Annotated in this window: 19 protein-coding genes; 7 read left to right on the top strand and 12 right to left on the bottom strand. The window is 73.5% G+C overall.

All coding sequences use genetic code 11. The features are described from left to right. Positions 1 to 9: 9 nt before the first annotated feature. From ABC138_RS14400 to ABC138_RS14365, 8 genes are all read right to left on the bottom strand, one after another. Entirely contained in the window at positions 10 to 1,338 is a 1,329-nt protein-coding gene (locus ABC138_RS14400; RefSeq protein WP_345914111.1) for an AI-2E family transporter, read from the bottom strand. Between the two features lie 87 nt (positions 1,339 to 1,425). Beyond that, complete coding sequence (locus ABC138_RS14395; protein WP_345914110.1) at positions 1,426 to 1,905, bottom strand: pilus assembly protein TadG-related protein; 480 nt, start codon at positions 1,903 to 1,905, stop codon at positions 1,426 to 1,428. Then, positions 1,902 to 2,342, bottom strand: a complete 441-nt coding sequence (locus tag ABC138_RS14390) for a pilus assembly protein (RefSeq protein WP_338537801.1) — start codon at positions 2,340 to 2,342, stop codon at positions 1,902 to 1,904. The genes ABC138_RS14395 and ABC138_RS14390 overlap by 4 nt, the downstream gene beginning before the upstream one ends. Continuing rightward, positions 2,339 to 2,734, bottom strand: coding sequence for a TadE family protein (locus ABC138_RS14385; RefSeq protein WP_345914109.1), 396 nt, complete (start codon positions 2,732 to 2,734; stop codon positions 2,339 to 2,341). The genes ABC138_RS14390 and ABC138_RS14385 overlap by 4 nt, the downstream gene beginning before the upstream one ends. Further along, positions 2,731 to 2,955 (bottom strand): hypothetical protein, encoded by a 225-nt coding sequence (locus tag ABC138_RS14380; protein ID WP_338537799.1) that lies wholly within the window; start codon positions 2,953 to 2,955, stop codon positions 2,731 to 2,733. The genes ABC138_RS14385 and ABC138_RS14380 overlap by 4 nt, the downstream gene beginning before the upstream one ends. A gap of 31 nt (positions 2,956 to 2,986) precedes the next feature. After that, positions 2,987 to 3,940, bottom strand: a complete 954-nt coding sequence (locus tag ABC138_RS14375) for a type II secretion system F family protein (RefSeq protein WP_345914108.1) — start codon at positions 3,938 to 3,940, stop codon at positions 2,987 to 2,989. Next, entirely contained in the window at positions 3,937 to 4,806 is an 870-nt protein-coding gene (locus ABC138_RS14370; protein ID WP_068322241.1) for a type II secretion system F family protein, read from the bottom strand. Before ABC138_RS14370 ends, ABC138_RS14375 begins: the two co-directional genes overlap by 4 nt. Continuing rightward, on the bottom strand, positions 4,803 to 6,032 hold the full coding sequence (locus ABC138_RS14365; protein ID WP_345914107.1) for an ATPase, T2SS/T4P/T4SS family: 1,230 nt from the start codon (positions 6,030 to 6,032) through the stop codon (positions 4,803 to 4,805). Before ABC138_RS14365 ends, ABC138_RS14370 begins: the two co-directional genes overlap by 4 nt. Before the next feature lie 190 nt (positions 6,033 to 6,222). Here ABC138_RS14365 and ABC138_RS14360 point away from each other — a divergent pair, with 190 nt between their 5' ends. From ABC138_RS14360 to ABC138_RS14335, 6 genes are all read left to right on the top strand, one after another. After that, entirely contained in the window at positions 6,223 to 6,813 is a 591-nt protein-coding gene (locus ABC138_RS14360; RefSeq protein ID WP_345914106.1) for a biotin transporter BioY, read from the top strand. Then, the gene (locus tag ABC138_RS14355) at positions 6,800 to 7,789 is read left to right on the top strand and encodes an AMP-binding protein (RefSeq protein ID WP_345914105.1); all 990 of its coding nucleotides are present in this window, start codon (positions 6,800 to 6,802) and stop codon (positions 7,787 to 7,789) included. The genes ABC138_RS14360 and ABC138_RS14355 overlap by 14 nt, the downstream gene beginning before the upstream one ends. Further along, positions 7,786 to 8,916: a thiolase family protein gene (locus ABC138_RS14350; RefSeq protein WP_345914104.1), complete on the top strand. Its 1,131-nt coding sequence runs from the start codon at positions 7,786 to 7,788 to the stop codon at positions 8,914 to 8,916. The genes ABC138_RS14355 and ABC138_RS14350 overlap by 4 nt, the downstream gene beginning before the upstream one ends. Then, complete coding sequence (locus ABC138_RS14345; RefSeq protein WP_345914103.1) at positions 8,910 to 9,599, top strand: energy-coupling factor ABC transporter ATP-binding protein; 690 nt, start codon at positions 8,910 to 8,912, stop codon at positions 9,597 to 9,599. The genes ABC138_RS14350 and ABC138_RS14345 overlap by 7 nt, the downstream gene beginning before the upstream one ends. Further along, positions 9,596 to 10,192, top strand: coding sequence for an energy-coupling factor transporter transmembrane component T (locus tag ABC138_RS14340; RefSeq protein WP_345914102.1), 597 nt, complete (start codon positions 9,596 to 9,598; stop codon positions 10,190 to 10,192). Before ABC138_RS14345 ends, ABC138_RS14340 begins: the two co-directional genes overlap by 4 nt. 62 nt (positions 10,193 to 10,254) lie before the next feature. Continuing rightward, positions 10,255 to 14,421 (top strand): FtsK/SpoIIIE domain-containing protein, encoded by a 4,167-nt coding sequence (locus ABC138_RS14335; protein ID WP_345914101.1) that lies wholly within the window; start codon positions 10,255 to 10,257, stop codon positions 14,419 to 14,421. Between the two features lies 1 nt (position 14,422). Here the strand turns inward: ABC138_RS14335 and ABC138_RS14330 are convergent, their stop codons facing one another. Further along, complete coding sequence (locus tag ABC138_RS14330) at positions 14,423 to 16,129, bottom strand: amidase (protein ID WP_345914100.1); 1,707 nt, start codon at positions 16,127 to 16,129, stop codon at positions 14,423 to 14,425. Position 16,130: 1 nt separating this feature from the next. Continuing rightward, positions 16,131 to 16,529, bottom strand: coding sequence for a hypothetical protein (locus tag ABC138_RS14325; RefSeq protein ID WP_169701798.1), 399 nt, complete (start codon positions 16,527 to 16,529; stop codon positions 16,131 to 16,133). Between the two features lie 198 nt (positions 16,530 to 16,727). Here ABC138_RS14325 and ABC138_RS14320 point away from each other — a divergent pair, with 198 nt between their 5' ends. Continuing rightward, entirely contained in the window at positions 16,728 to 16,976 is a 249-nt protein-coding gene (locus ABC138_RS14320; RefSeq protein WP_007925026.1) for a WhiB family transcriptional regulator, read from the top strand. Positions 16,977 to 17,053: 77 nt separating this feature from the next. Here ABC138_RS14320 and ABC138_RS14315 read toward each other — a convergent pair whose 3' ends face one another. Next, positions 17,054 to 18,517, bottom strand: a complete 1,464-nt coding sequence (locus ABC138_RS14315; protein ID WP_345914099.1) for a sensor histidine kinase — start codon at positions 18,515 to 18,517, stop codon at positions 17,054 to 17,056. A 47-nt stretch (positions 18,518 to 18,564) separates the two neighbouring features. Next, entirely contained in the window at positions 18,565 to 23,364 is a 4,800-nt protein-coding gene (locus ABC138_RS14310; RefSeq protein WP_345914098.1) for an NAD-glutamate dehydrogenase, read from the bottom strand. Positions 23,365 to 23,410 lie beyond the last annotated feature (46 nt).

The following is a 23,410-nucleotide window of genomic DNA, read 5'->3' as shown; positions in this document are numbered from 1 at the left end:
CAGGTCACCTTACGGCAGGCGCGCCGACGCGTCGGGCGTGCTCGAGATGAACTGGTCGACCCAGCGCACCTTGGGGTCGCGGTCGATGAGCATCGACTTGACGAGCAGGGTGAAGGGGATGGCGAGCAGCGCGCCGAGCGCGCCGAAGACGTACGCCCAGAAGACGAGCGACAGGAAGGCCGTCGAGGCGTTGATGCCGACGGCGTCGCCGGTGAACTTCGGCTGCAGGATCGTCTGGACGACGAAGTTGACGACCGAGTAGACGACGATCACCCACACCATCGTCGAGACCCCTCCCGCCAGCAGCCCGATGAGGGCCGGCGGGACGAGGCCGAGCACGAAGCCGATGTTAGGGATGTAGTTGGTGACGAAGGCCAGCAGGGCGAAGGTCATCGCCAGCGGGACGCCGAGCCAGGCCAGGGCGAGGTAGTCGATGACCGCGACGATGATGCCGAAGACCGTGGAGACGATCCAGTACCGGCGCACGCGGTAGCCGAAGTCGACGAGGGCGTCGGCGACATCCGGTTTTTGCCGGTGGATCGCGTCGAGCCGCCGGCCGAAGCCACCGGCGTCCATGACGAGGAAGATCATCACCGTCAGCAGGAAGAGCATCGTCGTCGTCAGGCCGGTCACCGTGTTGGCGAGGGAGCTGGCGACGCCCGCGAGGTTGCGCAGGTCGAAGTTGCTGATCGCGTCGTTGATCTCCTCCGTCTCGACCCCTCGCTCGGCCAGCAGCTGCTGGATGTCGGTGACGAACCCGGTGAAGGTGCTCGTGTACGCCGGCTTGGTCAGCTCGTTGGCGAAGCGGGTCGCGGCGATGGCGATCGAGGCGCCGAGCGCGGCGAGGATCCCGTAGAGGATGACGATGAGCAGCAGCCCGGCGACGGCGCTCGGCAGGATCCGCCGCATGCCCTTGTACACGGGGTAGACGGCGATGATCAGCGTGACGGCGAGGAAGGTGGGCGCGACGATCCCGGCGACCTGCTTGAGGCCGGCGATGGCGATGATCCCGGCGGCCAGCCCGAGCAGCAGGGTGAGCGTCGGCGGCAGCGAGATCCGGTGGACCGGCCGCAGCTCCTCGTGGTCGTGGTCGCGCTCGGCATCGTGCAGCTCGGCGGCGGGGACGGTCGGCGCCTCGGGGCACTCGTCGGGGTCGAGGACCGTGCCCTGGGTCGTCTGGACCACCTCGGGCTCGTGCTCGCGCTCATCGGGAGCGGTGTCAGGCGTGGTGTCCGGCGCGGCGTCGGGTGCTGTGTCGGACGCGGTCTCGACCATCTCGGCCGGGGGCGCGTCCTCCCCCTTCGTCCCGGTCGCGCCGTCCCGCTGCTCGTCCGCCACGTGCATCCCTCCTGCAGGTGCGGGCACGGTCGTGCACCGCTGCCGTCATCGTGTCACCTCGGACCGACGGGCGAGCCGCAACGCGGCTCAGGGTTGGCCGGTGACGACGCCGGCACGGGCCCGCGACTCGACGGTCACCGTCACCGAGCCACCCATCGACTCGAGCAGGCCGCCGATGAGGGGCAGGTCCGCCTGTCCGGTCAGGCGGACGACGGCCGTCTGACCGTCGGGGCTGCCACTGCCGTCCGCGACGGCCCAGCTCTCGAGGCCGTGCGGCAGCGCACGCGACGCGAGGTGCTCGGAGGCCGCGGCGCGGACCGAGTCGTCGGTGACGGGCAGGGCGGTGCCGAGCCCGCCCTCGTAGATCTGCTCGGCGCTCTCGTCGGTCGCCTCGAGCGCCGCGGAGTCCGCGGCGTCGAGCAGTCGCATCCGGGAGATGTGGACCGAGGTCACGGCGATGCCGCCGATGATCAGCGTCATCGCGATGACGGTCAGGCCGAGGACGAGGACGCTGAGCTGGCCACGATCGTCACGGGTGCGCGCGCAGAGGGGGCGAAGGGAGGTCATCGCGCCTCGTACCCGGGCACTGGCGAGACCTGCGTGGCCGAGACCGGGATGTCCAGCGGCACGACGTCGCGGAGGAACCCCGGGACGAGCGGCATGGGCACGGAGGTCGCCGCCCGGGTGGTCACCGACTCTCCGGGCGACAGGCAGGGCGAAGCGGTGCACTCGAGCGTGAGGCGGCTGCCCTCCCCGAAGCCCTGGTCCTCGAAGGCGATGTCCGCCGCGGCCTGCGAGCGCGCCTGCGCCGACGACTCGTCGCTCGCGGTGACGAAGGCACGACCTGCCTCTCGGGCGGCCTGGGTGACGGCGTAGGACCCGGCCTGGAGGCGGGCGAGGCACAGGACGAGGTAGATGAGGGGGACGAGGAGCAGGATCGCCAGCCAGACGAACTCGATGACGGCGGTCCCCCCGTCGTCGGCCAGCCGTGCGCGCGCCCTCACTGCTCCTCCAGGAAGGCGCGGCCACGGACGTCGAGCGCGTCCCCCGGGCCGACCGGACCGATCACCGGCAGCGGTGCCGTCACGTCGACGACGACGACCTGCACCCCTTCGGCCGTCGTGTCGGTCCTCGCCACGACACCGCCGGAGTAGCGCGGCGAGAGGGAGCGGTCGATGAGGTCACGTGCGCGGGCCGCGCCCTGCTCGGGGCTCGAGCCGGCCCTCGCCCCGTAGCGAGCCCCCTCGGAGGCGCAGGAGACGAGGGTGTTGCGCACGTGGAGGGCCAGTCCCAGCTGGAAGACGGCGAGGAAGACGAAGAGCAGGAGGATCGAGGTCAGGGCGAAGTCGACGACCGCGGATCCGCGGTCGTCCCCCAGACGCTCGATCCGTGTCAACCGTGGACCTGGTCGGGCCCGGTGACGCCCTTGAGGGCGTTCTCGAACATCGACTTCAGCTGCTCGCCCGCGATGGCCCAGATGCCCGTGACGAGGGCAGCGGTCATCAGGGTGATGAGCACCCAGCCGGGCACGTCGCCCGTCTCGTCCTCGAGGCGGGCCACGGCCCGGTGGACGCTGTCGGTGAGGCGCACGTGCGCCTTGATGAGCTGGTCGGTCATGTCATCTCTCCTTGGTGGCGGTGCTGTCGGGTCACATCTGGAACTGGAAGAAGCCGAGGCCGGGGAACAACGCGAAGAGGATCGTGATGGGCAGCACGCCGAAGACGACGGGGACCATCATCGCGATCTCCTTCTTGCCGCCGGCCTCCATGATCAGCCGGCGCCCCTCCTCGCGGACGTCCTGTGCCTGCGCCCTCAGGACGTCGGCGAGGGGCGTGCCGCGCTCGACAGCGACGACGATGCCGTCCACGAACCGGGCGAGGGAGGTCAGTCCGGTGCGGTCGGCCAGGCCCTCCAGGGCGGACGGGAGGCTGGCGCCCGCGCGCGCATCGGCGAGGCAGCGTCCGAGCTCGTCGGACAGCTCACCGTCGGACAGGCGCACGACCCGCTCGAGGGCCCCTGCGGCGCCCTCACCCGCGCCGACTGCGAGTGCGAGCAGCTCGGCGACGGTGGGGAACTCGGCGAGCATGCGCGCCTCGCGACGCTCTGCCTCGCGGGTGAGCAGGGTGTCACGGACGACGACGCCGATGGCGAACCCGAGCACGATGAGCACGAGCAGGAAGAACGGCGAGCGGCCCTGCCCCGTCACGTAGAAGACCCCGAGGGCGCCACCGATGACGGCACCGCCGAAACCGTGCAGGACCTGCTCGGCCCGGAACCGGTCCGTGTCGGGCGCGCGACCGGCCCGCAGCAGACGCCGGCGGACCGAGGAGGTGCCGCCGAGCACCGACTCGACCCGCCGGGCCAGGTCGGTGATGACCGGACGCAGCACGGTCGGGATCACAGCGAGCAGGGCGACCTCGTCGTCGGCGAGCAGGCGCGAGGGCCTCGGGGTGTCGCGCAGGTACGGGGCCAACCGGTCGTCGAGCGTGGGCCGCCGGTGGCGCGGCAGGCCCTGGTGGACCAGGACGGCACCGAGGGCCAGGAGCAACCCGAGGAGGGCGCCGCTGCGCCCCAGGCCGATGGAGTGCAGGACGTCCGTCATCGCAGCACCCGCTCCTCGTCCGGGAGCCGGCCGATGCGCACCATGACGCGATAGGCGATGACGGTCGCGGCGGCGCCGACCGCCAGGACGAGGACACCGGTCGAGGTGTTGTACGCCTGCACCGACTCGGGTCGGGTCGACAGGAGCGCCAGCACGATCCACGGCGCGGCCACGGCCAGCCGGGCCGCGTTGACCGTCCACGACTGGCGCGTCTCCAGCTCGCTGCGGGTGCGGGCGTCCTCGCGCAGGAAGGTCGAGAGGGTGCGCAGCAGGGACCCGAGGTCGGAGCCGCCGACCTCGCGGGCGATGCGCAGCGACTCGACGAGGCGGTCGCCGACGGGGTCGGCGAGCCGGTCCTTGAGCCGGTCGAGGCAGTCGTTGAAGCGGCCGGTCGTGCGGTAGTCGCTCGCGAAGTCGGCGAAGGCCGGGCGCAGCTCCTCGGGGCCGCGCAGCGCGAGCTGGGAGAGCGCCTCGGGCAGCGCCATGCCGGCGCGCACCGCGGAGGTGATGTTGTCGACCGCGTCCGGCCACAGGTCCCTCAGGTGGGCCCGGCGTGCACGCGCCCGCATGCGCACGACGAGCACGGGCACGCCGCCGGCCATCACCGCGAAGCACAACGCGATGGCCGGGACCGCGGTGAGCGCGGTGACGGCGACGAAGATGAGGAGGAAGGCGATGACGCACGCCGCGACGAGGCCCGTGGGACCGATCCCGCGGTAGCCGGCCTGGGCGAGGTCGTCGGAGAGGCGTCGGATGACCCGGTGCTCGCGCGGAGCGCGGACCCGCGTCTCGTCGCTCGGCCACCAGGACCACCAGATGAGGAACAGCCCGAGGCCGAGGACTGCGCCGATGAGGACACCTGTCATCCGCGATCCCCTCCGAGCAGGGCGGTGACGTCGTAGCCGGCCCGCTGGAAGCGGTCGCGGTGCGGCGGGTAGCCGTCGGCGCGCACGAGCCGGCCGTCACGGGTGGTGAAGATGTCGCTGATCTCGACGACGTCGTTCTCGATCCGCCCCGGCAGCGCCACGATCTCGCGGACCCGTCGGACGCCGTCGACCTCGAGGGCCGTGTGCACGACGATGTCGATCGAGCCGGCGACCGTGGGGACGACGAACCGTGACCCAACGTTCTCCCCCGCCAGCAGCGGCAGGGTGCACATCTTGGTGACCGCCTCGCGGGCGGAGTTGGCGTGCAGGGTGCACATGCCGGGGAGCCCGGAGTTGAGCGCGATGAGCAGGTCGAGGCTCTCGGCCTGGCGGACCTCCCCGACGATGATCCGCGAGGGGCGCATGCGCAGCGCCTCCTTGACCAGGCGCCGCAGGGGTACCTCGCCGGTGCCCTCGAGGCTGGGCTGGCGACACTGCATCGAGACGACGTCGCGCATCGGGATCTTCAGCTCGAAGACCTCTTCGCAGGTCACCACCCGCTCGCGCGGCGGGATCGCCGCGGACAGGCAGTTGAGGAGGGTGGTCTTGCCGGCCTGGGTGCCCCCGGCGACGAGGATGTTCAGCCCGGACGCCACCGCGGCCTGGAGGAAGACCGAGGCCTCCCGGGTGAGCGTGCCGAGGCGCACGAGGTCGTCGAGGTGGTCGGCCTTCACGACGAACTTGCGGATGTTGACCACCCAGTGCTCCCGGGTGATGTCCGGGATGACGACGTGCAACCGGCTGCCGTCGGGCAGCGTCGCGTCGACGAATGGAGAGGACAGGTCGACCCGCCGTCCCGAGGACTTGAGCATCTTCTCGACGAGGTCACGGACCTCGTCGGCGGTGAGGACGGTGCTCGTCAGCTCGGAGACGCCGTTGCGGGCGACGAAGACCTGGCTCGGGCTGTTGATCCAGATCTCCTCGACGAGCGGGTCGTCGAAGTAGCGCTGCAGCGGGCCGAAGCCGGCGACGGTGTCCATGACGGACTTGACCGCGGCCTCGAAGTTGCCGAGCAGGGGCAGCCCGCCGTGGGTGCTGCGCTCGTCGTAGTCGGTGACCGCGGCGCGCACGAGGTCGGCGACCTCGCCGGTCTCGCGCACCGGGTCCAGGCCGGAGCGCCGGATGAGCTCGCGGACCTCGCCCTCGACCGTCTTGACGGCGTCCATGCGGACCCCCCTTCGTGCTCGTGATCTGACCGACGGCACTCCCCGATCCGTCGATGTCAGACGCTAGCGACTTCCCGGGCGCTCGCATCTCGAGAATCCACAGACTGTGGGCGGAGCCGCTCGTGAACAGTGTTCACATGTGGTCGCTTCGCGTGCCATGATCGGGCGTCCCCGAACGAGAGGCCCCACCGTGTCCCACCCCCGATCCACCGGCCGTGAGCTCGCCCAGATCGCCGTCTTCGCCGGCATCATCGCCGTGCTCGGCCTCATCCCGGCGATCGCCCCCTTCGGCAACGCGGTCCCCATCACGGCCCAGTCGCTCGGGATCATGCTCTGCGGCGCGATCCTCGGCGCCCGGCGGGGTGCCCTCGCGGTCCTCGTCTTCCTCGCGCTCGTCGCCCTGGGCCTCCCCCTGCTCGCCGGCGGGCGCGGCGGCCTCGGCGTCTTCGCCGGCCCGAGCGTGGGCTACCTCATCGGCTACCCGATCGCCGCGTACCTCGTCGGTGTCATGACGGAGGCGGCCGGCCGCCCCTACCGCCTGGTGCCCGGCATCGGCATCAACATCCTGGGCGGCGTCCTCGCGCTCAACGTCCTGGGCGTCATCGGGATGATCCTGCGCGCCGACCTCAGCCCCGTCGCAGCCCTCGTGGCGGCAGCCCCCTTCGTCCCCGGTGACCTCGTCAAGGCCGTCATCTGCGCCGTCGTCGCGCGGGGGGTGCACGCCGCCTACCCCGGTCTCATCCGCTCGCGCACGCGGGAGCGTGAGGATGCCCTCGTCTGAGATCGTCCACGTGCTGGCGGCCGAGGACCCCGTGGCCGCCTTCGGGGAGGCCGCGCGAGCCGGCCGGCCCATCGCCCTCGCCACCTCCGGCACCTCCGGGCACGCACGCACGATCGTGCGCACGACCGGCTCGTGGGTCGGGTCCTTCCCCGCCGTCAGCGCGCTGACCGGCACCACCGCGGGGAGCCGGGTGCACGCCCCCGGACCGATCACCTCGTCGATGAACCTCTTCGCCGCCGTCCACGCCGGCTGGGCCCGCGCGACGATGGTCGACGAGCTCGCCGACGCGACGCACGCCCACCTCACCCCCAGCGCGCTCCGGCGGGTCCTCGCGACCCGCCCGCAGGAGCTCGCCGGCACGCACGTCGTCGTCGCCGGCGACCGGGTCGACGCGGCGACCCGGGAGCAGGTCCTCGCCGCGGGCGGCGGCCTGAGCCACTACTACGGTGCGGCCGAGCTCTCCCTCGTCGCCTGGGGCGAGCACGCGGACGCGCTGCGTCCCTTCCCCGGCGTCGAGGTCCGCGCGCGCGATGGCGAGCTATGGGTCCGCTCCCCCTACGTCAGCCGCGGGTACCTCGAGCCGGGGCAAGAGCTGCGCACCCGGCCGGGCGGCTGGGTCACCGTCGGTGACCGCGGCGAGGTCGGCGGCGGCGTCGTGCGGGTCCACGGGCGCGAAGGGGGGATCACCACCGCCGGCGCGACCGTCACCGTCGCCGACGTCGAGCGGGTCCTACGACCCCACGCCGAGGGCGAGGTCGTCGTCGTCGGCCTCCCCCACACCGAGCTCGGCGAGGTCGTCGCCTGCGCGGTCACCGTCGCCTCCGACGCCGACCGGCTGCGCCGCGTCGCCCGCGCCGAGCTGACGACGCCCCAGCGCCCGCGACGCTGGGTCCACCTCGAGACGCTGCCGGTCACGCCCAACGACAAGGTCGACCGCGGCGCGGTGCGCGCGAGGCTCGTGGCGGCCGGGTCATGACCACGACCCCCGTGATCGTCGCGGCCGCCCGCACCGCCATCGGGACAGCCGGCCGCTCCCTGTCCACGGTCACCGCCGAGCGGCTCGCCGGACCGGTGCTCGCCGAGGTGACCCGTCGCGCCGGGCTCGACCCCGCCGAGGTCGGCGACGTCGTGCTCGGCAACTGCATGGGTCCCGGTGGCGACGTCGCCCGGTCTGCGGCCCTGCGCGCCGGGCTGCCCGAGCACGTGCCCGCCCTCACCGTCGACCGGCAGTGCGCGAGCGGGCTCGCGGCCGTCGACGTGGCGGTCCGCATGGTCGCCACGGGCTCCCCCGCCGTCCTGGCGGGCGGGGTGGAGTCCGCGAGCACCGCCCCGTGGCGGCACTGGCCGCCCGTCGAGGGCGCCGACCCCGTGCGGTACGAGCGGGCTCCCTTCGCCCCCGCCGGGTGGGACGACCCCGACATGGGGGTCGCCAACGACCTGCTCGCGCAGGAGGCCGGCGTCTCCCGCGAGCGCCAGGACGAGTACGCCGCGCGCTCGCACGCGCGGGCCGTGGCGGCGCAGGAGGCGGGGGTCTTCGACGACGAGATCGTGGCCGTCGGCAGGGTCGTGCGCGACGACCGACCGCGGGCGACGCTCACGGTCGACAAGCTGGCGCGTCTGCGACCGGCCTTCCGGGACGGCGGGTCGGTGACCGCGGGCAACTCCTGCGGCATCAGCGACGGTGCCGCCGCCGTGGCCGTCGTCGACGCAGCGACCCACGCGCGCCTGGGCGGCCCGGGGCTGCGCGTCCTGGCCACCGCCACCGCCGGCGTGGCGCCCCACCGACCCGGCCGGGGCCTCGTGCCGGCGACGCGGACCGTCCTGCAGCGCGCGGGGATCGGGCTCGACGACCTCGACGCGATCGAGGTCAACGAGGCCTTCGCCGGGCAGGTGCTGGCCTGCTGCGACGAGCTGGGGCTGGACCCCCTTCGCGTGTGTGCCGACGGTGGCGCGCTCGCCCTGGGCCACCCGTGGGGCGCCTCCGGGGCCGTGCTGCTCGTGCGGCTCTTCCACCAGCTGGCGCCACGCCCCGGGTCGCTCGGTCTCGCCGCGATCGCGGCCGGCGGCGGGCAGGGAGTGGCGATGGTGGTGCAGGCATGCTGATCGACGTCGCCGACGTGACGCACGGCTTCGACGGCGGCCCACCGGTGCTGCGCGAGGTCACGGTGCGTCTCGAGGAGCCCCGGATCGGGGTCATCGGGGCCAACGGGTCGGGCAAGTCGACCTTCGCCAGGATGCTCAACGGCCTCGTCGTCCCCGAGCACGGCACCGTGACGCTCGACGGTCTCGACACGGAGCGGCAGGGGAAGCAGGTGCGCCGGCGCGTCGGCTTCTGCTTCACCGACCCCGACGCGCAGATCGTCATGCCGACGGTCGCTGAGGACGTCGCCTTCTCCCTGCGCCGCCGCGGGCTGACGAAGGGGGAGATCGCCGCCCGTGTCGAGGGGGCCCTGGCGGCCCACGGCCTCGCCGGTCGCGGTGACCACCCGGCGCACCTCCTCAGCGGCGGGCAGAAGCAGCTGCTCGCCCTCGCCGCCGTGCTCGTCACCGAGCCCGACCTGCTCGTCATGGACGAGCCGACGACGCTGCTCGACATCCGCAACGCGCGGCGGGTCGCCGACGCGGTGCGCGCCCTGCCCCAGCAGGTCGTCCTCGTGACCCACCACCTCGACCTGCTCGTCGACTTCGACCGGGTGCTCGTCTTCGACGACAGCCGGCTCGTGCACGACGGGTCGCCCGCGGACTCCATCGCCCACTACCTCGAGCTCATGGACCGCGTCCGGTGATCGGGCTCTACCGCGAGGGTGGCTCGGTGCTGCACCGCCTGCCCGCCGGTGCGAAGCTCGCCGGGCTGCTGCTCGCCGGGCTGGTCTCCCCCTTCGTCCGCTCGCCGGTGGTGACCGCGGTCGCCCTGGCCGTGGTGCTCGCGGGCTACGCGACCGCGCGGATGCCGGCGGCGGTGCTGCTGCAGATGCTGCGCCCGCTGCTGCTCGTCATGGTGCCGCTCGGGGTCTTCCAGACGGTGGTCGCGGGCTGGGAGCGGGCCTTCGTCATCGTCGGGGTCCTCATCGCGCTCGTGCTGCTCGCCAACCTCGTGACGCTCACGACCCGTACGAGCGACCTCATCGACGTCGTCGTGCGGGTGTGCGGGCCGCTGCGACGGGTCGGCGTCGACCCCGAGCGCGTCGGCCTGATGCTGCAGCTGGCCATCCGCGCCGTGCCGCTCGTCATCGACCTGGGCGGCCGGGTCCGCGAGGCCCAGCACGCGCGCGGTCTCGGAGCCAGCCCGCGCGCCTTCGCCGTCCCGCTCATCGTCGGCGCGCTGCGGCGGGCCGACGCGATGGGGGACGCGCTCGCCGCGCGGGGGCTGGACGACTGAGCCCGGCCGGGCCTGTGGACAACTCCCGCGGTCGATGAGGGCGATCGACCTACCGTGCCCTCATGCAGCTGCGGATGACGATCATCGACGCCGGCAGCGGGGGGACCGAGACGATCGACGTCCGCGCCGAGGTGCACCACACCCTCGGTGACCTGCTCGCCGCGGCCGGGCGCCCGGGCGCGACCGTCCGGGTCGGGCCGCAGCGCCTCACCCCCAACGCGCCCGTCGGGCTCCCACCCCTGCTCGACGGCGTCGCGCTCGTCCTCGACGCCACGCGCCCTGCCCGGGAGCCCACCACGCGAGCAGCCCGGCGGTCCCCCCTTCGCCTCGTCACGCTCAGCGGGCCCGACGCCGGTCGCACCCACGAGCTCACCCCCGGTCGCCACACCATCGGCCGCGGCGACGCCGCGACGCTGCGGGTCGCCGACGACGCGCTCTCCCGCGAGCACCTCGAGCTGACCGTCGACCGCGACGGGGTGCACCTGCGCGACCTCGGCACGACCAACGGCACCCGCGTGGACGACGCGACCGTCCCCACCGACGGGGTGCGGGTGCGTGCCGGGAGCCAGCTGCGGGCGGGGCACACGACCTTCGCCGTCGAGGCCCACCGGCCGCGGCCGACCCGACGGGTGGCGACCGGCGACGGCACCCTGGGCGTCAACCCGACGCCGCACCTGCCCCGCACCGGCAAGCCCACGACGATCCGGGTCCCCGAGGAGCCCAGGCCGCCGGCACGCCGCCGCATCCCCTGGGTCATGGTGCTGCTGCCGCTGCCCTTCGCGGGGGTGCTGGCCTACTTCTTCGGGCCGCGGATGCTGCTCTTCGGCCTGCTCTCCCCGCTGCTCGTCCTCGGCTCGACGCTCTCCGACCGCACGAGCTCGCGCCGCGAGCACCGGGAGGCCCACGCGTCGTGGGTCCGCGAGCGCGCCCGCGCCGGCGAGCGGCTCACCGCGGCCCTGGCCGCCGAGCGGCGCGAACGCCTGCGCGCCGCACCCGACGCCTCAGCCCTCCAGGACGCGGCTCGCGGCGAGTCGGCACGCCTGTGGGAGAGGCGCGCCCAGCACGAGGAGCACCTGTGCCTGCGGCTCGGCCTCGGGGCGCTGCCCGCCCGGCTCGAGGTCGAGCACCGCGCCGGCGTGCGCGAGCACCCGGTGCTCGAGGACGTCCCCCTGACGGTCGACCTGGCGGACATCGCGGTGCTCGGCATCGCGGGTCCACGCGCCTCCCGTGACCGGCTCGCGCGCCACCTGCTCGGGCAGCTCGTGGTCCTGCACTCCCACCACGACGTGCGGGTGGGCGTGGTCGCGGACGAGGACGGGTGGTGGTCCCCCTTCGCCGGCCTGGTGCACCTGCGCGCACACGACGACCTGCCGGGGTCCGCACGGGTCGCGACCGACCCCGAGGCGGGCGCCGCGCTGCTCGCCGGGCTCGCCCGCCTGACCACCGAACGCGCCGCGAGCGGGCCCGAGCGACGCCGCGAGGGCGATCCGCTGCCCGTCGCCCAGGTGGTCGTCGTCGACGGGGCCGGTGCGTGGCGGACCGACCCCGGGCTGCGCACGATCATGAGCGAAGGGGGCCCCCAGCGCGTCCTCGTCATCGCCCTCGCCGACACCCCCGCCGACCTGCCGCACGAGGCCCGCGCGGTCGCCGTCCTCGCCGGCGACGACCTGCGGCTGCTGCTCGCCGGCGAGCAGGCGGCGCGGGGTGTGCTCGACGGCACCGGCGAGCCGTGGGCGCGCCGCGTCGCCGCCGCGCTGCTGCCGCTGCGCGACGCGACGCCCGACGCGCAGGGCGCCGGCCTGCCCCGTGCCGCCCGGCTCGTCGACCTGGGCGATCTCGATCCCGACGACGAGGAACAGATCCGCGGCCTCTGGTGCTCTGCTGGCGACGACCTCGAGGTCGTCGTGGGGGCCGCGGGCGAGGGCACCTTCCGCATCGACCTTCGCCGCGACGGGCCGCACGCCCTCGTCGCGGGCACGACCGGGTCGGGCAAGTCCGAGTTCCTCCAGAGCTGGGTCGCGGCGCTCGCGACGCGCCTGTCGCCGCAGGAGATGACCTTCGTCCTCGTCGACTACAAGGGCGGGGCGGCCTTCGCCGGGTGCGCGCGGCTGCCGCACACCGTCGGCATGCTCACCGACCTCGACCCCGCCGCGGCCGAGCGCGCCCTGACGAGCCTGGACGCCGAGCTGACCCGCCGCGAGCACGTCCTCGCCGCGTCGGGGGCCAAGGACATCGACGACCACCGCGGCGACCTGCTGCCCCGGCTGATGATCGTCATCGACGAGTTCCGCATGCTCGCCGAGGAGCAGCCCGACGTCATGGCCCACCTCATGCGCATCGCCGCCGTGGGCCGCTCGCTCGGCGTGCACCTCGTGCTCGCGACCCAGAGACCCGGCGGCATCGTCTCCGCGGACATCAAGGCCAACGTCAACCTGCGCATCGCGCTGCGCGTACGCGACCGTGCCGACAGCGACGACGTCATCGGCTGCCCCGACGCGGCCGAGATCCCCGAGACGGCTCCCGGCCGGGCCCTGGCGAGCACCGGTGGTGGTCCGCCGCGTGCCTTCCAGACGGGCCGGGTCGCCGGGCACGCCGCTGGTGTCGGCGGTGCGCTGCTCGTGCGCCACCCCGGCGAGGCCTGGCCCGCGCCGCCCGTCGTCGACGACCTCGGACCGACCGACCTGCAGCGTCTCGCCCGCACGATGACCCGGGTGGCGCAGTCGCTGGCCATCCCGGCACCCCACCGACCCTGGCTGCCGCCGCTGCCGGAGACCATCGAGGCGGCGCGGCTACCCGACGACGAGGCGACGGGGGCTCCCTTCGGCCTCGTGGACCTGCCGGCGCAGCAGCGCCAGTCGCCGCTGGAGTGGGCCACGACCGACGGGCACTGGATGCTCGTCGGCGGTCCCGGCTCCGGCCGGACCACGGCCCTCGCCTCGCTCGTCACCGCTGCCGCGCACCGGTGGTCGGCGGACCGGCTGCAGGTGCAGGTCGTCGGTGACGGGTCCGCGCGGCTGGCCGGGCTGTCCGCCCTGCCGCACGTCGGGAGCATCGTCGACGGGGAGGCGGCGACGGTCGTGGGCCGATTCCTCGAGCGTCTCGAGTCCGACCTCGCGGCGCGACGGGTGGCCCTGCGGGCCAGTGGTCACCCGACCCTCGACGCGTGGTGGGCCACCCACGAGAGCGAAGGGGGTCCGCTGCCCCCGCCGCACCTGCTCCTGGCGATCGACGGCTGGGGTCGGGTGACGCGACCGCGCGGCTCGCTCGACCTCGGCGAGACGGCCGAGTCCCTCGAGACGCTGATGCGCGACGGCGTCGCCCTCGGGCTGCGCGTTGTCGTTGCGGGTGGCCGCGAGCTGCTGTCCGGCCGGGTCTCCTCCCTCGTCGGCACCCGCCTCGTGCTGCACCTGAGCGACCGGGGCGATGCCGCCTTGGCCGGGCTCACCCGCACCGAGGTCTCCGACCGGCTCGTCGCCGGGCGAGCTCGGCTCCAGCCGGGCGGCGACCTCGTGCAGGTGGCGCTGCCGTCACTTGCCCCCTCTGGAGGGGGCGAAGCGACCATGCCGCCGTGGGTCGTCGAGGAGCTCCCCGGGTCGGTGCCGCCCGACGTGCTGCCCGCAGCGGCGCGGGAGCGGATCCCGCTCGGGCTCGGCGGCTCCGGTCGCGACCCGGTGGTGTGGCGGACGGACGGCGCGCGGCGCTTCCTCGTCTGCGGCCCGCCGCGCAGCGGCCGGTCGACGACGCTGGCACTGCTCGCCCGTCAGGTGGCCGCCTCCGGGGCGCCGCTCGTCGTCGTCGGCTCGGGGGCGATCGCCGACGGGCTCGACTGCCCGGTCCTCGGTGCGGACGACCGGGACGAGCTGATCGCCATGCGCCAGAGGCACCCCGACCTCGCGGTCATCGCCGACGACCTCGACCGGCTCGAGGGCGCCCCCGTCGCCGACGTGCTCAAGGAGATCCTGCGCCGGCTCGACGCCGACCGCGGGCTCGTCATCGGCGCGACGGCCACCCAGACGGCCGTCGGCCAGGTGCGCGGGCTGGTCTCCGACCTCGCGCGCACCCGCACCGGCCTGCTGCTCCAGCCGTCGGCTCGCTCCGACGGCGACGCCCTGGGCCTGCGGGTCCCGCCGCTGCCGCGCGTGGCCGGTCGGGGATACCTCGTCATGGACGGGCGCGCGGAGGAGGTCCAGGTCGCTCGTGCGCGCGTCGGAGGACGAGGGCCGAGGTGACTCAGGCCAGGCGAGGCGTGCGCGGGGGCTCGGTGCGCCGCTGACCCGTCGCCTCGAAGGCCGCGGCGATCGTCAGCAGCCGGGTGTCGTCCCACCCGCGGCCGGCGAAGGTCAGCCCGACCGGCATGCCGATGTCGGGCATCGTGCCCATGGGCACCGTGACGGTCGGGATCCCGAGGTGTCGGGGCACGAGGTTGCCGTTGGCCACCCACACGCCGTTGCGCCAGGCGATGGTGGCGGACGCCTCGTCGACGTCGGCGTCAGCCGGGGCGACGTCCGCCACGGCCGGGAAGATCACCGCGTCGAGACCGAGCGCGTCCATCCACGCCTCGAGGTCGACGCGGCGGGTCTCCTCGAGGCCGCGCAGCCCCCCTTCGAGCAGGGGCAGGGTGGTGACGTCCTCGACGACGCCGATCTCGCGCGCCCGGGTGACGTAGTCGGCGAGGTCGAAGTCGAGCTCCCCGTACCGGTACGGCAGCGAGCCTTCCGGGTGGGGGAAGATCTTCGGCCCGTCGACGTCCGCCAGGCGGTGCAACGCGGGGTCGCCGTTGGCGCGCAGGAAGGTCTCCCAGCCCCACATCGACTGGTCCCAGATCTCCTCGTCGAGGTACCCCTCGGGCAGCAGCCCCCGGGTGCGCACGGTGGGGGCCCCCACCCGGTCGCCGTCGTAGTTGCTCACCACCGGGAAGTCGGTCTCGACGACCTCGGCTCCCGCGGCCTCGAGGTCCGCCCGGGCCGCTGCGAAGAGCTCCAGCGAGCTCGGGCGCGGCACGATCCGGTCCCCGATCGGGCCGCCGAAGCCGACCCCGGTCCCGGCCTCCTCGTCGGTCCCGAGATACATCCGTGGCACGCCGAGCCGCAAGCCGCGAAGGGGGGCCGAGTCCCCGGTGGCGAGAGCCGGGTACGACACCGGACGCACCTGCGAGGGCGCCGGCACCTCGACCCACGGCTGGGTCCGCCACAGGTCACCCGTGGTGTCCGGGTCGTCGGCGACGATGACGTCGAGCACCTCGAGCAGGTCGGCCATCGTGCGCGTGTGCGGGACGACGACGTCCATCGACGGCACGAGCGGCCAGTTGCCGCGCACCGAGATCACGCCGCGCGAGGGCGTGTACGCGCACAGCGCGTTGTTGCTCGCCGGCGCACGGCCGGAGGACCACGTCTCCTCCCCCAGGCCGAAGGCCGCGAAGCTCGCCGCGGTCGCCGTGCCCGACCCGTTGGACGAGCCCGAGCCGAAGGCCGCCGTGAGGTAGTCGCCGTTGTACGGGCTCTCGGCCCGGCCGTACACGCCGCGCTGCATGCCGCCGTTGGCCATCGGGGGCATGTTGGTGAGGCCGAGGAGCACCGCTCCGCCGCCACGCAGCCGCTCGATGGTGAAGGCATCGCGCTGCGCGACGAGGTCGGCGAAGGCCGGCGACCCGCTCGCGCAGGTCAGGCCCCGGACGAGGTAGGAGTCCTTGGCCGTGTACGGGATGCCGTCGAGCGGGCCGAGGGGCTCTCCCTTCGCCCGGCGGGCATCGGAGGCACGGGCCTCCTCGAGCGCGTCCGGGTTCATGACGACGAGCGCGTTGAGCCGGGGCCCGGCCGCGTCGTAGGCGGCGATCCGCGCGAGGTAGGCGGTGACGAGCTCCTCGCTCGTCGTCGCCCCACTCTCCAGCGCAGCCCGGAGGGAGGCGATGTCCGCCTCGACGACGTCGAAGGGAGCCATCTCAGAGGGCCCGGTCCGGCAGCTCGGGCACGGGCGTGAGGAGGGCGGCGGCGATCCCGACGAGCGCGAGGACGGCCAGGCCGAGGCCGAACCAGAGCCCGCTGCTCGTCGCGAGTGTCCACGCGGCGGGCAGGAGCAGGACATTCCACACGATGGTCGGCGTGCGCGGCCACGAGGCGCCCTTGAACCAGGCCGAGGCGAGCACCGCGAGCAGGATCGCGAAGATGATGCACACGACCATCGTCATCGAGGCGGTGCTCGGGTCCTCACCGTCCCCACGCGTCAGCTCCAGGGCGTACAGACCGGCCGTGACGAGCAGCATGAGGACCTGCAGGAGGCAGACCCCGGCGGCGGCGAGGACGGCGGGACGAGGGTGCGAAGGGGGTTGGCTCGGGGTCACGACGAGCAGCGTAGGTGACCGAACACACGCCGCGCGGGAACAATGAGGACGTCCCACACCGTTGGCATCCCGAGCGGTATCTTGGACAATGGTGTGTGTATTGGTCTGTGGACACGCCACGGGCTGTGTGCGCACCATGGTCGTCAGGCCAGTCCCCGGCCGCACACGACCCTCCCGACGACAAGGAGCACCACCCCCATGGATTGGCGCGACCGCGCAGCCTGTCTGGACGAAGATCCGGAACTGTTCTTTCCCATCGGCAACACCGGCCCGGCGATCGCCCAGATCGAGGAGGCCAAGAAGGTGTGCCGTCGCTGCGAGGTCGTCGACACCTGCCTCAAGTGGGCCATCGAGTCCGGCCAGGACGCCGGTGTCTGGGGTGGCCTCTCCGAGGACGAGCGTCGTGCCCTGAAGCGCCGCAAGGCCCGCGCCCGGCGCGCCGGCTGAGCGCACCCGCACCCTGACCGCCGTCTCCGAGCACCTGCTCGGGGGCGGTTTCGTCGTGCTCCGCCCGGTCCCGCGGCTCAGGAGTCGACGCTCCGCAGCCGCACGCTGAACCTCACCCGGGTGCCGCGCGGCTCGGCGTCGTCCCACCGGATCTGGCCCCCGAGGTCGTGGATCATCGAGGTGACGATGCGCGTGCCGAGCCCCGCCCGGCTCGGTCGGAACCCGGTCGGCAGCCCCCGGCCGTCGTCGACGACGCTCACGCGCAGGATGTCCTCGCCCTCCTCCTCGGTCGTGCGCTGGGCGTCGACGTGGACATTGCCCCCGTCGGGGACGCCGTGCTCGACGGCGTTCTGCACGAGCTCGGAGAGGATGAGCCCGACCGCCGTGGCCTCCTCGGCGCGCACCTGGCCGAAAGAGCCGGTGAAGTGGGAGTCGATCGCCCCGGACGTGCGGGCCACCTCGACGATCGCCCGCAGACCGCGCACCGCGACGTCGTCGAAGTCGACGGCCTCGGAGAAGCCGGTGCTGAGGGCCTCGTAGACCATGGCGATCACCCCGACCCGGCGCACGGCCTCGTCCAGGGCCACCTTGGCGGAGGTGTCGGGCACGCGGCGCGACTGCATCCGCAGGAGCGCGGCGACCGTCTGCAGGTTGTTCTTCACCCGGTGGTGGATCTCGCGGATCGTCTGGTCCTTGGTCATCAGCTCCTCGCCGCGACGACGCAGCTCGGAGACGTCACGCGCCAGGACGATGGCGCCGTGGCGCCGGCGACCGCTCATCAGCGGCACGGCCCGCAGGGCGAGCGCCGCACCCTTGGCGCTCACGTCCGCTCGCCAGGCGGCGCGGCCCATGGCGACGAGCGCGAGGCCCTCGTCCACGTGCCCCTCGAGGTGCGGCAGACCGCTCAGGACCTGGAGGAGCACCTGCCCCTCGATCGGGCCCTGGTGCCCGAGCTGCCGGACGGCGCTCAGGGCGTTGGGCGAGGCGTACTCGACGACACCGGACTCGCTGAGCCGCATGACGCCGTCCCCGACGCGCGGTGCGCCACGGCGCGCGCCGCTCGGCGCCACTTGGGTGGGCCAGCTGCCCTGCGTGACCATGGCGAAGAGCTCGTCGCCCATGCCGGCGTAGTTCTCCTCGAGGCGGGTCTGCGGACGGCCGCTGTCGAGCTGGTCGTGGATGCTCAGGACCCCGATCGTGCGGCCGGCACGCACCACCGTGCGCGCCCGCTCGTGGAGCAGGTCCTGGCCGCGCTCGCGCACGTGCTCGCTCTGCCCCTCGCGCGCCGCCTGGTCGATGAGGTCGCCGAAGACCACGGTCGCGTCCTGCCCGACGACCTCCTCCACGAAGACCATCGGCCCGGTCATCGGCCGGGCGTGCGCGACGGCCACCCAGCTGTTGTCGTGCGGCAGCCACAGCACGAGGTCGCTGAAGAGCAGGTCGGCGAGCAGCTGCCAGTCCTCGACGAGCAGGTGGAGCCACTCGGTGTCGGCCGCGTCCAGGCCGGGGGTGGTCCTCAGGAAGTCCGCCAGTGTCCGCACGTCGTGATCCTAGTGACGTGCGGACACCGCCGGCCCGGGCGCCTCGGTCACCGGGTGACGGACCGCAGGGTGCGCAGCGCGACGGACAGCGCGGCGACGCCGGGGCGGTTGAGCTGACGGATGCCGGCGAGCTGGCCCTGCACCCGCTCGAGCGCCTCGTCGTGCTCGTCCGACCATTGGGCGAAACGGGCCGCCGGGTCGTCGCCGGCGTGCCCGAGCACCGACCCGGTGAGCGTGTGCAGCGTCGCGTAGAGGTCGTCGCGCAGCGCGGCACGGGCCATGGCGTCCCACTGCTCCTCCCGGGGCAGCTGGGTGACCATGATGAGCAGCTCGTCGATGCCGAAGGCCTCCGAGACGAGGTAGTACGTCTCCGCCACCTCGCGGGTCGTGCGCCCGCCGTCGCGCGCCATGTCGACCATGTCGAGGACGGGGTAGAGGTCGAGCAGGCCGGCGCTGCGCCGGGCCAGGTCGGTGGGCACCCCGGCGTCGACGAGGTCCTGGGTCTTGCGGGCCAAGCGGTCGGCCTGCTCCCCCCGCAGCAGCTGGGGGATGTGCGGCGCGATCTCGGCGACCGGCTCGCGGAAGCGCTCGATCTCCGCCGTCACGTCCAGACGCCCGGACCGGTTGGCGAGGAACCACCGCACCGACCGGTCCATGAGTCGCCGCAGCTCCAGGTAGAGGCGCGTCTGCACGCGGGTCGGCACGACGTTGTCGAGCGCCTCGACGGCGGCGACGTACTCGTCGAGGCCGAAGACCTCCCGGCACACGAGGTAGGCGCGCGCCACCTGTACCGACGTCGCACTCGTCTCCTCCGTCGCGCGCTGGACGAAGGTGATCCCGCCGCGGTTGACGAGGTCGTTGGCGACGACGGTCGTCACGATCTCCCGACGAAGGGGGTGTGCCCGCAGCTCCTCGCGGAAGCGCTCGCGCAGCGGCGTCGGGAAGTAGTCGACGAGCCGGCGCTCCGTCGCCGGGTCGTCCGGCAGGTCAGAGTCGAGCAGGTCGGTCTTGAGCGCCAGCTTCGAGTACGCGAGGAGCACCGACAGCTCCGGCGAGGAGAGCCCCTCCCCCGCCGCCATGCGGTCGTGGACCTGTGCGCGGGTCGGCAGGAACTCGATCTCGCGGTCGAGCTCGCCGCGTGCCGTGAGCGTCTCCATGAGCCGCTCGTGGACGACGAGCATGGTCCCGTCCTGGGCCCGGGCATTGCCCAGCAGGACGTTCTGCTCGTAGTTGTCGCGCAGGACCTGCTCGGCCACCTCGTCGGTCATCGACGCGAGCAGCTCGACGCGGGCGTCCTCGTCGAGGGTGCCGCGGCGGATCGCCTCTCCGAGGAGGATCTTGATGTTGACCTCGTGGTCGGAGGTGTCGACGCCGGCGGAGTTGTCGACGGCGTCGGTGTTGATGCGCACCCCGGCCACGGCGGCCTCGATCCGACCGCGCTGGGTGGCGCCGAGGTTGCCGCCCTCGCCGACGACGCGGGCGCGCAGCTGGGTGCCGTCGACGCGGATCGCGTCGTTGGCGCGGTCACCGACCTCGGCGTGGTCCTCGTCGGTGGCCTTGACGTAGGTCCCGATGCCGCCGTTCCACAGCAGGTCGACGGGGGCCTTGAGCACGTGGTTGATCAGCTCGTTGGGCGTCAGCGACGTGATCCCTTCGAGGCCGAGCGCACGAGCGGCCTGCTCGCTCACCGGGACCGACTTGGCGCTGCGCGGCCAGACGCCGCCCCCCTCGCTGATGAGCGAGCGGTCGTAGTCGTCCCAGGTGCTGCGCGGCAGGTCGAAGAGGCGGCGGCGCTCGGCGAAGGACGTGGCCGCGTCGGGCTCGGGGTCGATGAAGACGTGGAGGTGGTTGAACGCCGCGACGAGGCGGATGTGCTCGGAGAGCAGCATGCCGTTGCCGAAGACGTCGCCGCTCATGTCACCGATGCCGACGACCGTGAAGTCCTCGGTCTGGGTGTCGTGACCCAGCTCCCGGAAGTGCCGCTTGACCGACTCCCACGCGCCTCGGGCGGTGATGCCCATGCCCTTGTGGTCGTAGCCGACCGAGCCGCCGGAGGCGAAGGCGTCGTCGAGCCAGAAGCCGTACTCGCGAGCGATGGAGTTCGCGAGGTCGGAGAAGGTCGCGGTGCCCTTGTCGGCTGCGACGACGAGGTAGGAGTCGTCCCCGTCGTGGCGCACGACGCGCTCCGGCGGCACGATCGCGCCGTCCACCCGGTTGTCGGTGACGTCGAGCAGCCCGGAGATGAAGGCGCGGTAGGCCGAGCGACCGGCCTCGAGCCAAGCCTCGCGGTCGGCGGCGGGGTCGGGCAGCAGCTTGCCGACGAAGCCGCCCTTGCTGCCGGTCGGGACGATGACGGCGTTCTTGACCATCTGGGCCTTGACGAGACCGAGCACCTCGGTGCGGAAGTCGTCGCGTCGGTCGCTCCACCGCAGGCCACCCCGGGCGACCGCGCCGAACCGCAGGTGGACACCCTCGACCTGGGGGCTGTGCACCCAGATCTCGAAGGCAGGGTGCGGCTTGGGCAGGTCCGGCACCCTGGCCGGCTCGAGCTTGAAGGACATCCGCGGCAGCGGTCGGCCGTCGGCGTCACGCACGAAGTAGCTCGTGCGCAGGGTCGCGCCGACCACCCCGACGAAGGCGCGGATGATCCGGTCGTGCTCGAGCGAGGAGACGTGCTCGAGCGCGTCGTCGATGCGCTGGGTGATCTCCTGCTCGGCGGCGGCGCGCGCGTCGTCGGCAAGGCCGTCGTAGAGCTCCGGGTCGAAGCGGGTCTCGAAGAGGTCGACGATGTCGCGGGCGATCTCGTGGTGCTCCACCAGTGCAGCCTCGAGGCTGCGCTGGCCCCGGCTGCCGCCGCCCTGGCGCAGGTAGCGGGCGAGCGCTCGCAGCAGCCCGACCTGGCGCCAGGTGAGGCCGGCCCGGATGACGAGGGCGTTGAACCCGTCGGACTCGGTCCGCCCGGCGCGCACGGCGAGCACGGTCGACTCGACGAGGGCCCGCAGGTCCTCGTGGCTGTACGCCTCCCACAGCGCGGGGTCGGAGACGCGCAGCGCGAAGTCGTAGACGCCGGCGCTCACCCCGTCCGCGCGGGTCAGCGTGTAGGGCTCCTCCTCGATGACCTGCACCCCGAGGTCGCGGAACATCGGCATGAGGTCGTCGAGGATCAGCTCCGCGATGCTGAAGAGCTTGAAGCGGCGCACGGACGGGTCCTCACCCCCTCCGTGGCCACGTCGCGGGTCGTAGAGCGCGCAGGCGAAGGGGGTCCCCTCGTCGAGGGTGACGAGGTTCTTCAGGTCCGCGACGGCCTGGGCGGGCGCGAAGTCCTCCTGGTAGTCGAGCGGGAAGCCGTCGATCCACGACTCCAGCAGGTGCTCGGAGCGGTCGCCGACGAGCTCGCGGGCCGTGGTGACGAGGCGCTCCTCCCACGTGAGCACGGCCTGGCCCACGGAGTACTCGAGCTCGGCGCGCACCTCCCCGCGGGGCAGCCGGACCCCCGTCGACCCCCTGAGGATGTAGTACAGCCGCGCCATCGGCTCCTCGGAGACGTGGGCGGTGAAGGAGACCTCGTCGGCCCCCGTCGCCTCGCAGAGCTCCTCCTCGATGCGGTGCCGCACCTTGGTCGTGTAGCGGTCGCGCGGCAGGTAGATGATCGCGGTGACGAACTGCCGACCCGAGTCGAGGCGCAGGAAGGTCGCGGTGCGCATGCGGTGGACCATCTGCTGGATCCGGGTGACGACCCGCAGCAGGTGGTCGACGGGCGCCTGGAAGAGCTCGTCGCGGGGGAAGGTCTCGAACAGGCGCATCGCGAAGCCGCCCGAGTGGCTCTGGCGCGCCCAGCCCGACTCGGCGAGGACCTGCTCGACCTTGTCCTTGATGAGCGGGATCGTCAGGACCGAGCTGGTGTAGGCCGTCGAGGCGAAGAGCCCGGCGAAGCGGCGCTCGACGAGGCGGCCCTCGGCGTCGTGGAACCGCACGGCGATGAGGTCCGGGTGGGTCGCGCGGCGGACCGGCAGCACCGCATGGGACTTGCCCACGGTGACGCAGCCGAGCTCCTCCGGGTCGACGGGGCTCTCGCCGAGGGGCGTGATCGCCTCGGCCGTCGAGTCCGAGCGCAGGATGCCGATGCCGGTGCCCGGGATGGCCCGCACCCCGTCCGCCTCGACGAGGTGGTCGCGGGCACCGATGAAGGTGAAGTGGTCGTCGACGAGCCAGCGCAGGAAGTCGGCCGCCGCACGCTGCGAGGGCGCGTCCCCCGTGCCGTGCCCGGCGTCCAGCGCGTCGGCCAGCTCGAGGGCCGCAGCGCGCATCGGCTCCCAGTCGTCGACCGCCAGGGCCACGGCATCGACGACCTCGCTGATGCGCTCCTGGACGACCATCGTGTCGCAGCGCCCGTCGAGCTCCACACGGATCCACGACTCGTCGACCAGCCCGTCCTCTTGCGGGGTGCGCGGGTCGAGGTCGACGACCTCGGTGAGGACCCCGTCCTCGTCGCGGCGCACGACGAAGAGCGGGTGGATGAGCATGGAGACACCCAGGCCCTCGCTCGCGAGCTCGCCGAGCACGGAGTCGACGAGGAAGGGCCGGTCCGCGGTCACGATGTGCACGACCCCGCGGACGACCTCGACGACGGACGTGCCCTCGGGTCGGCGGGCGGCGGCTTCCCGGTGGGCCGTCGCGAGGGCGACGAGCTCGGTCGCGCTGCGCTCCCGCAGGACCTCGACGTCGACGTCCCGGAGGTATCGATCGACGAAGGCGGGGTCGGCACCTGCCGCGCGGGCGGCGGCGGTGATGTCCTCCGCCGTGACGGGCGCGGGGTCGATGGCAGGGTGGACAGGCGGCTGGGCCATGGATGAGCGTCCTCGAGATGCATGTCTTCGGTTCCTGCGGGACGTC

The sequence above is a fragment of the Janibacter sp. LM genome, assembly GCF_039631275.1.
Lineage (GTDB): Bacteria > Actinomycetota > Actinomycetes > Actinomycetales > Dermatophilaceae > Janibacter > Janibacter terrae.
This window is presented reverse-complemented; position numbering and strand designations above follow the sequence as displayed.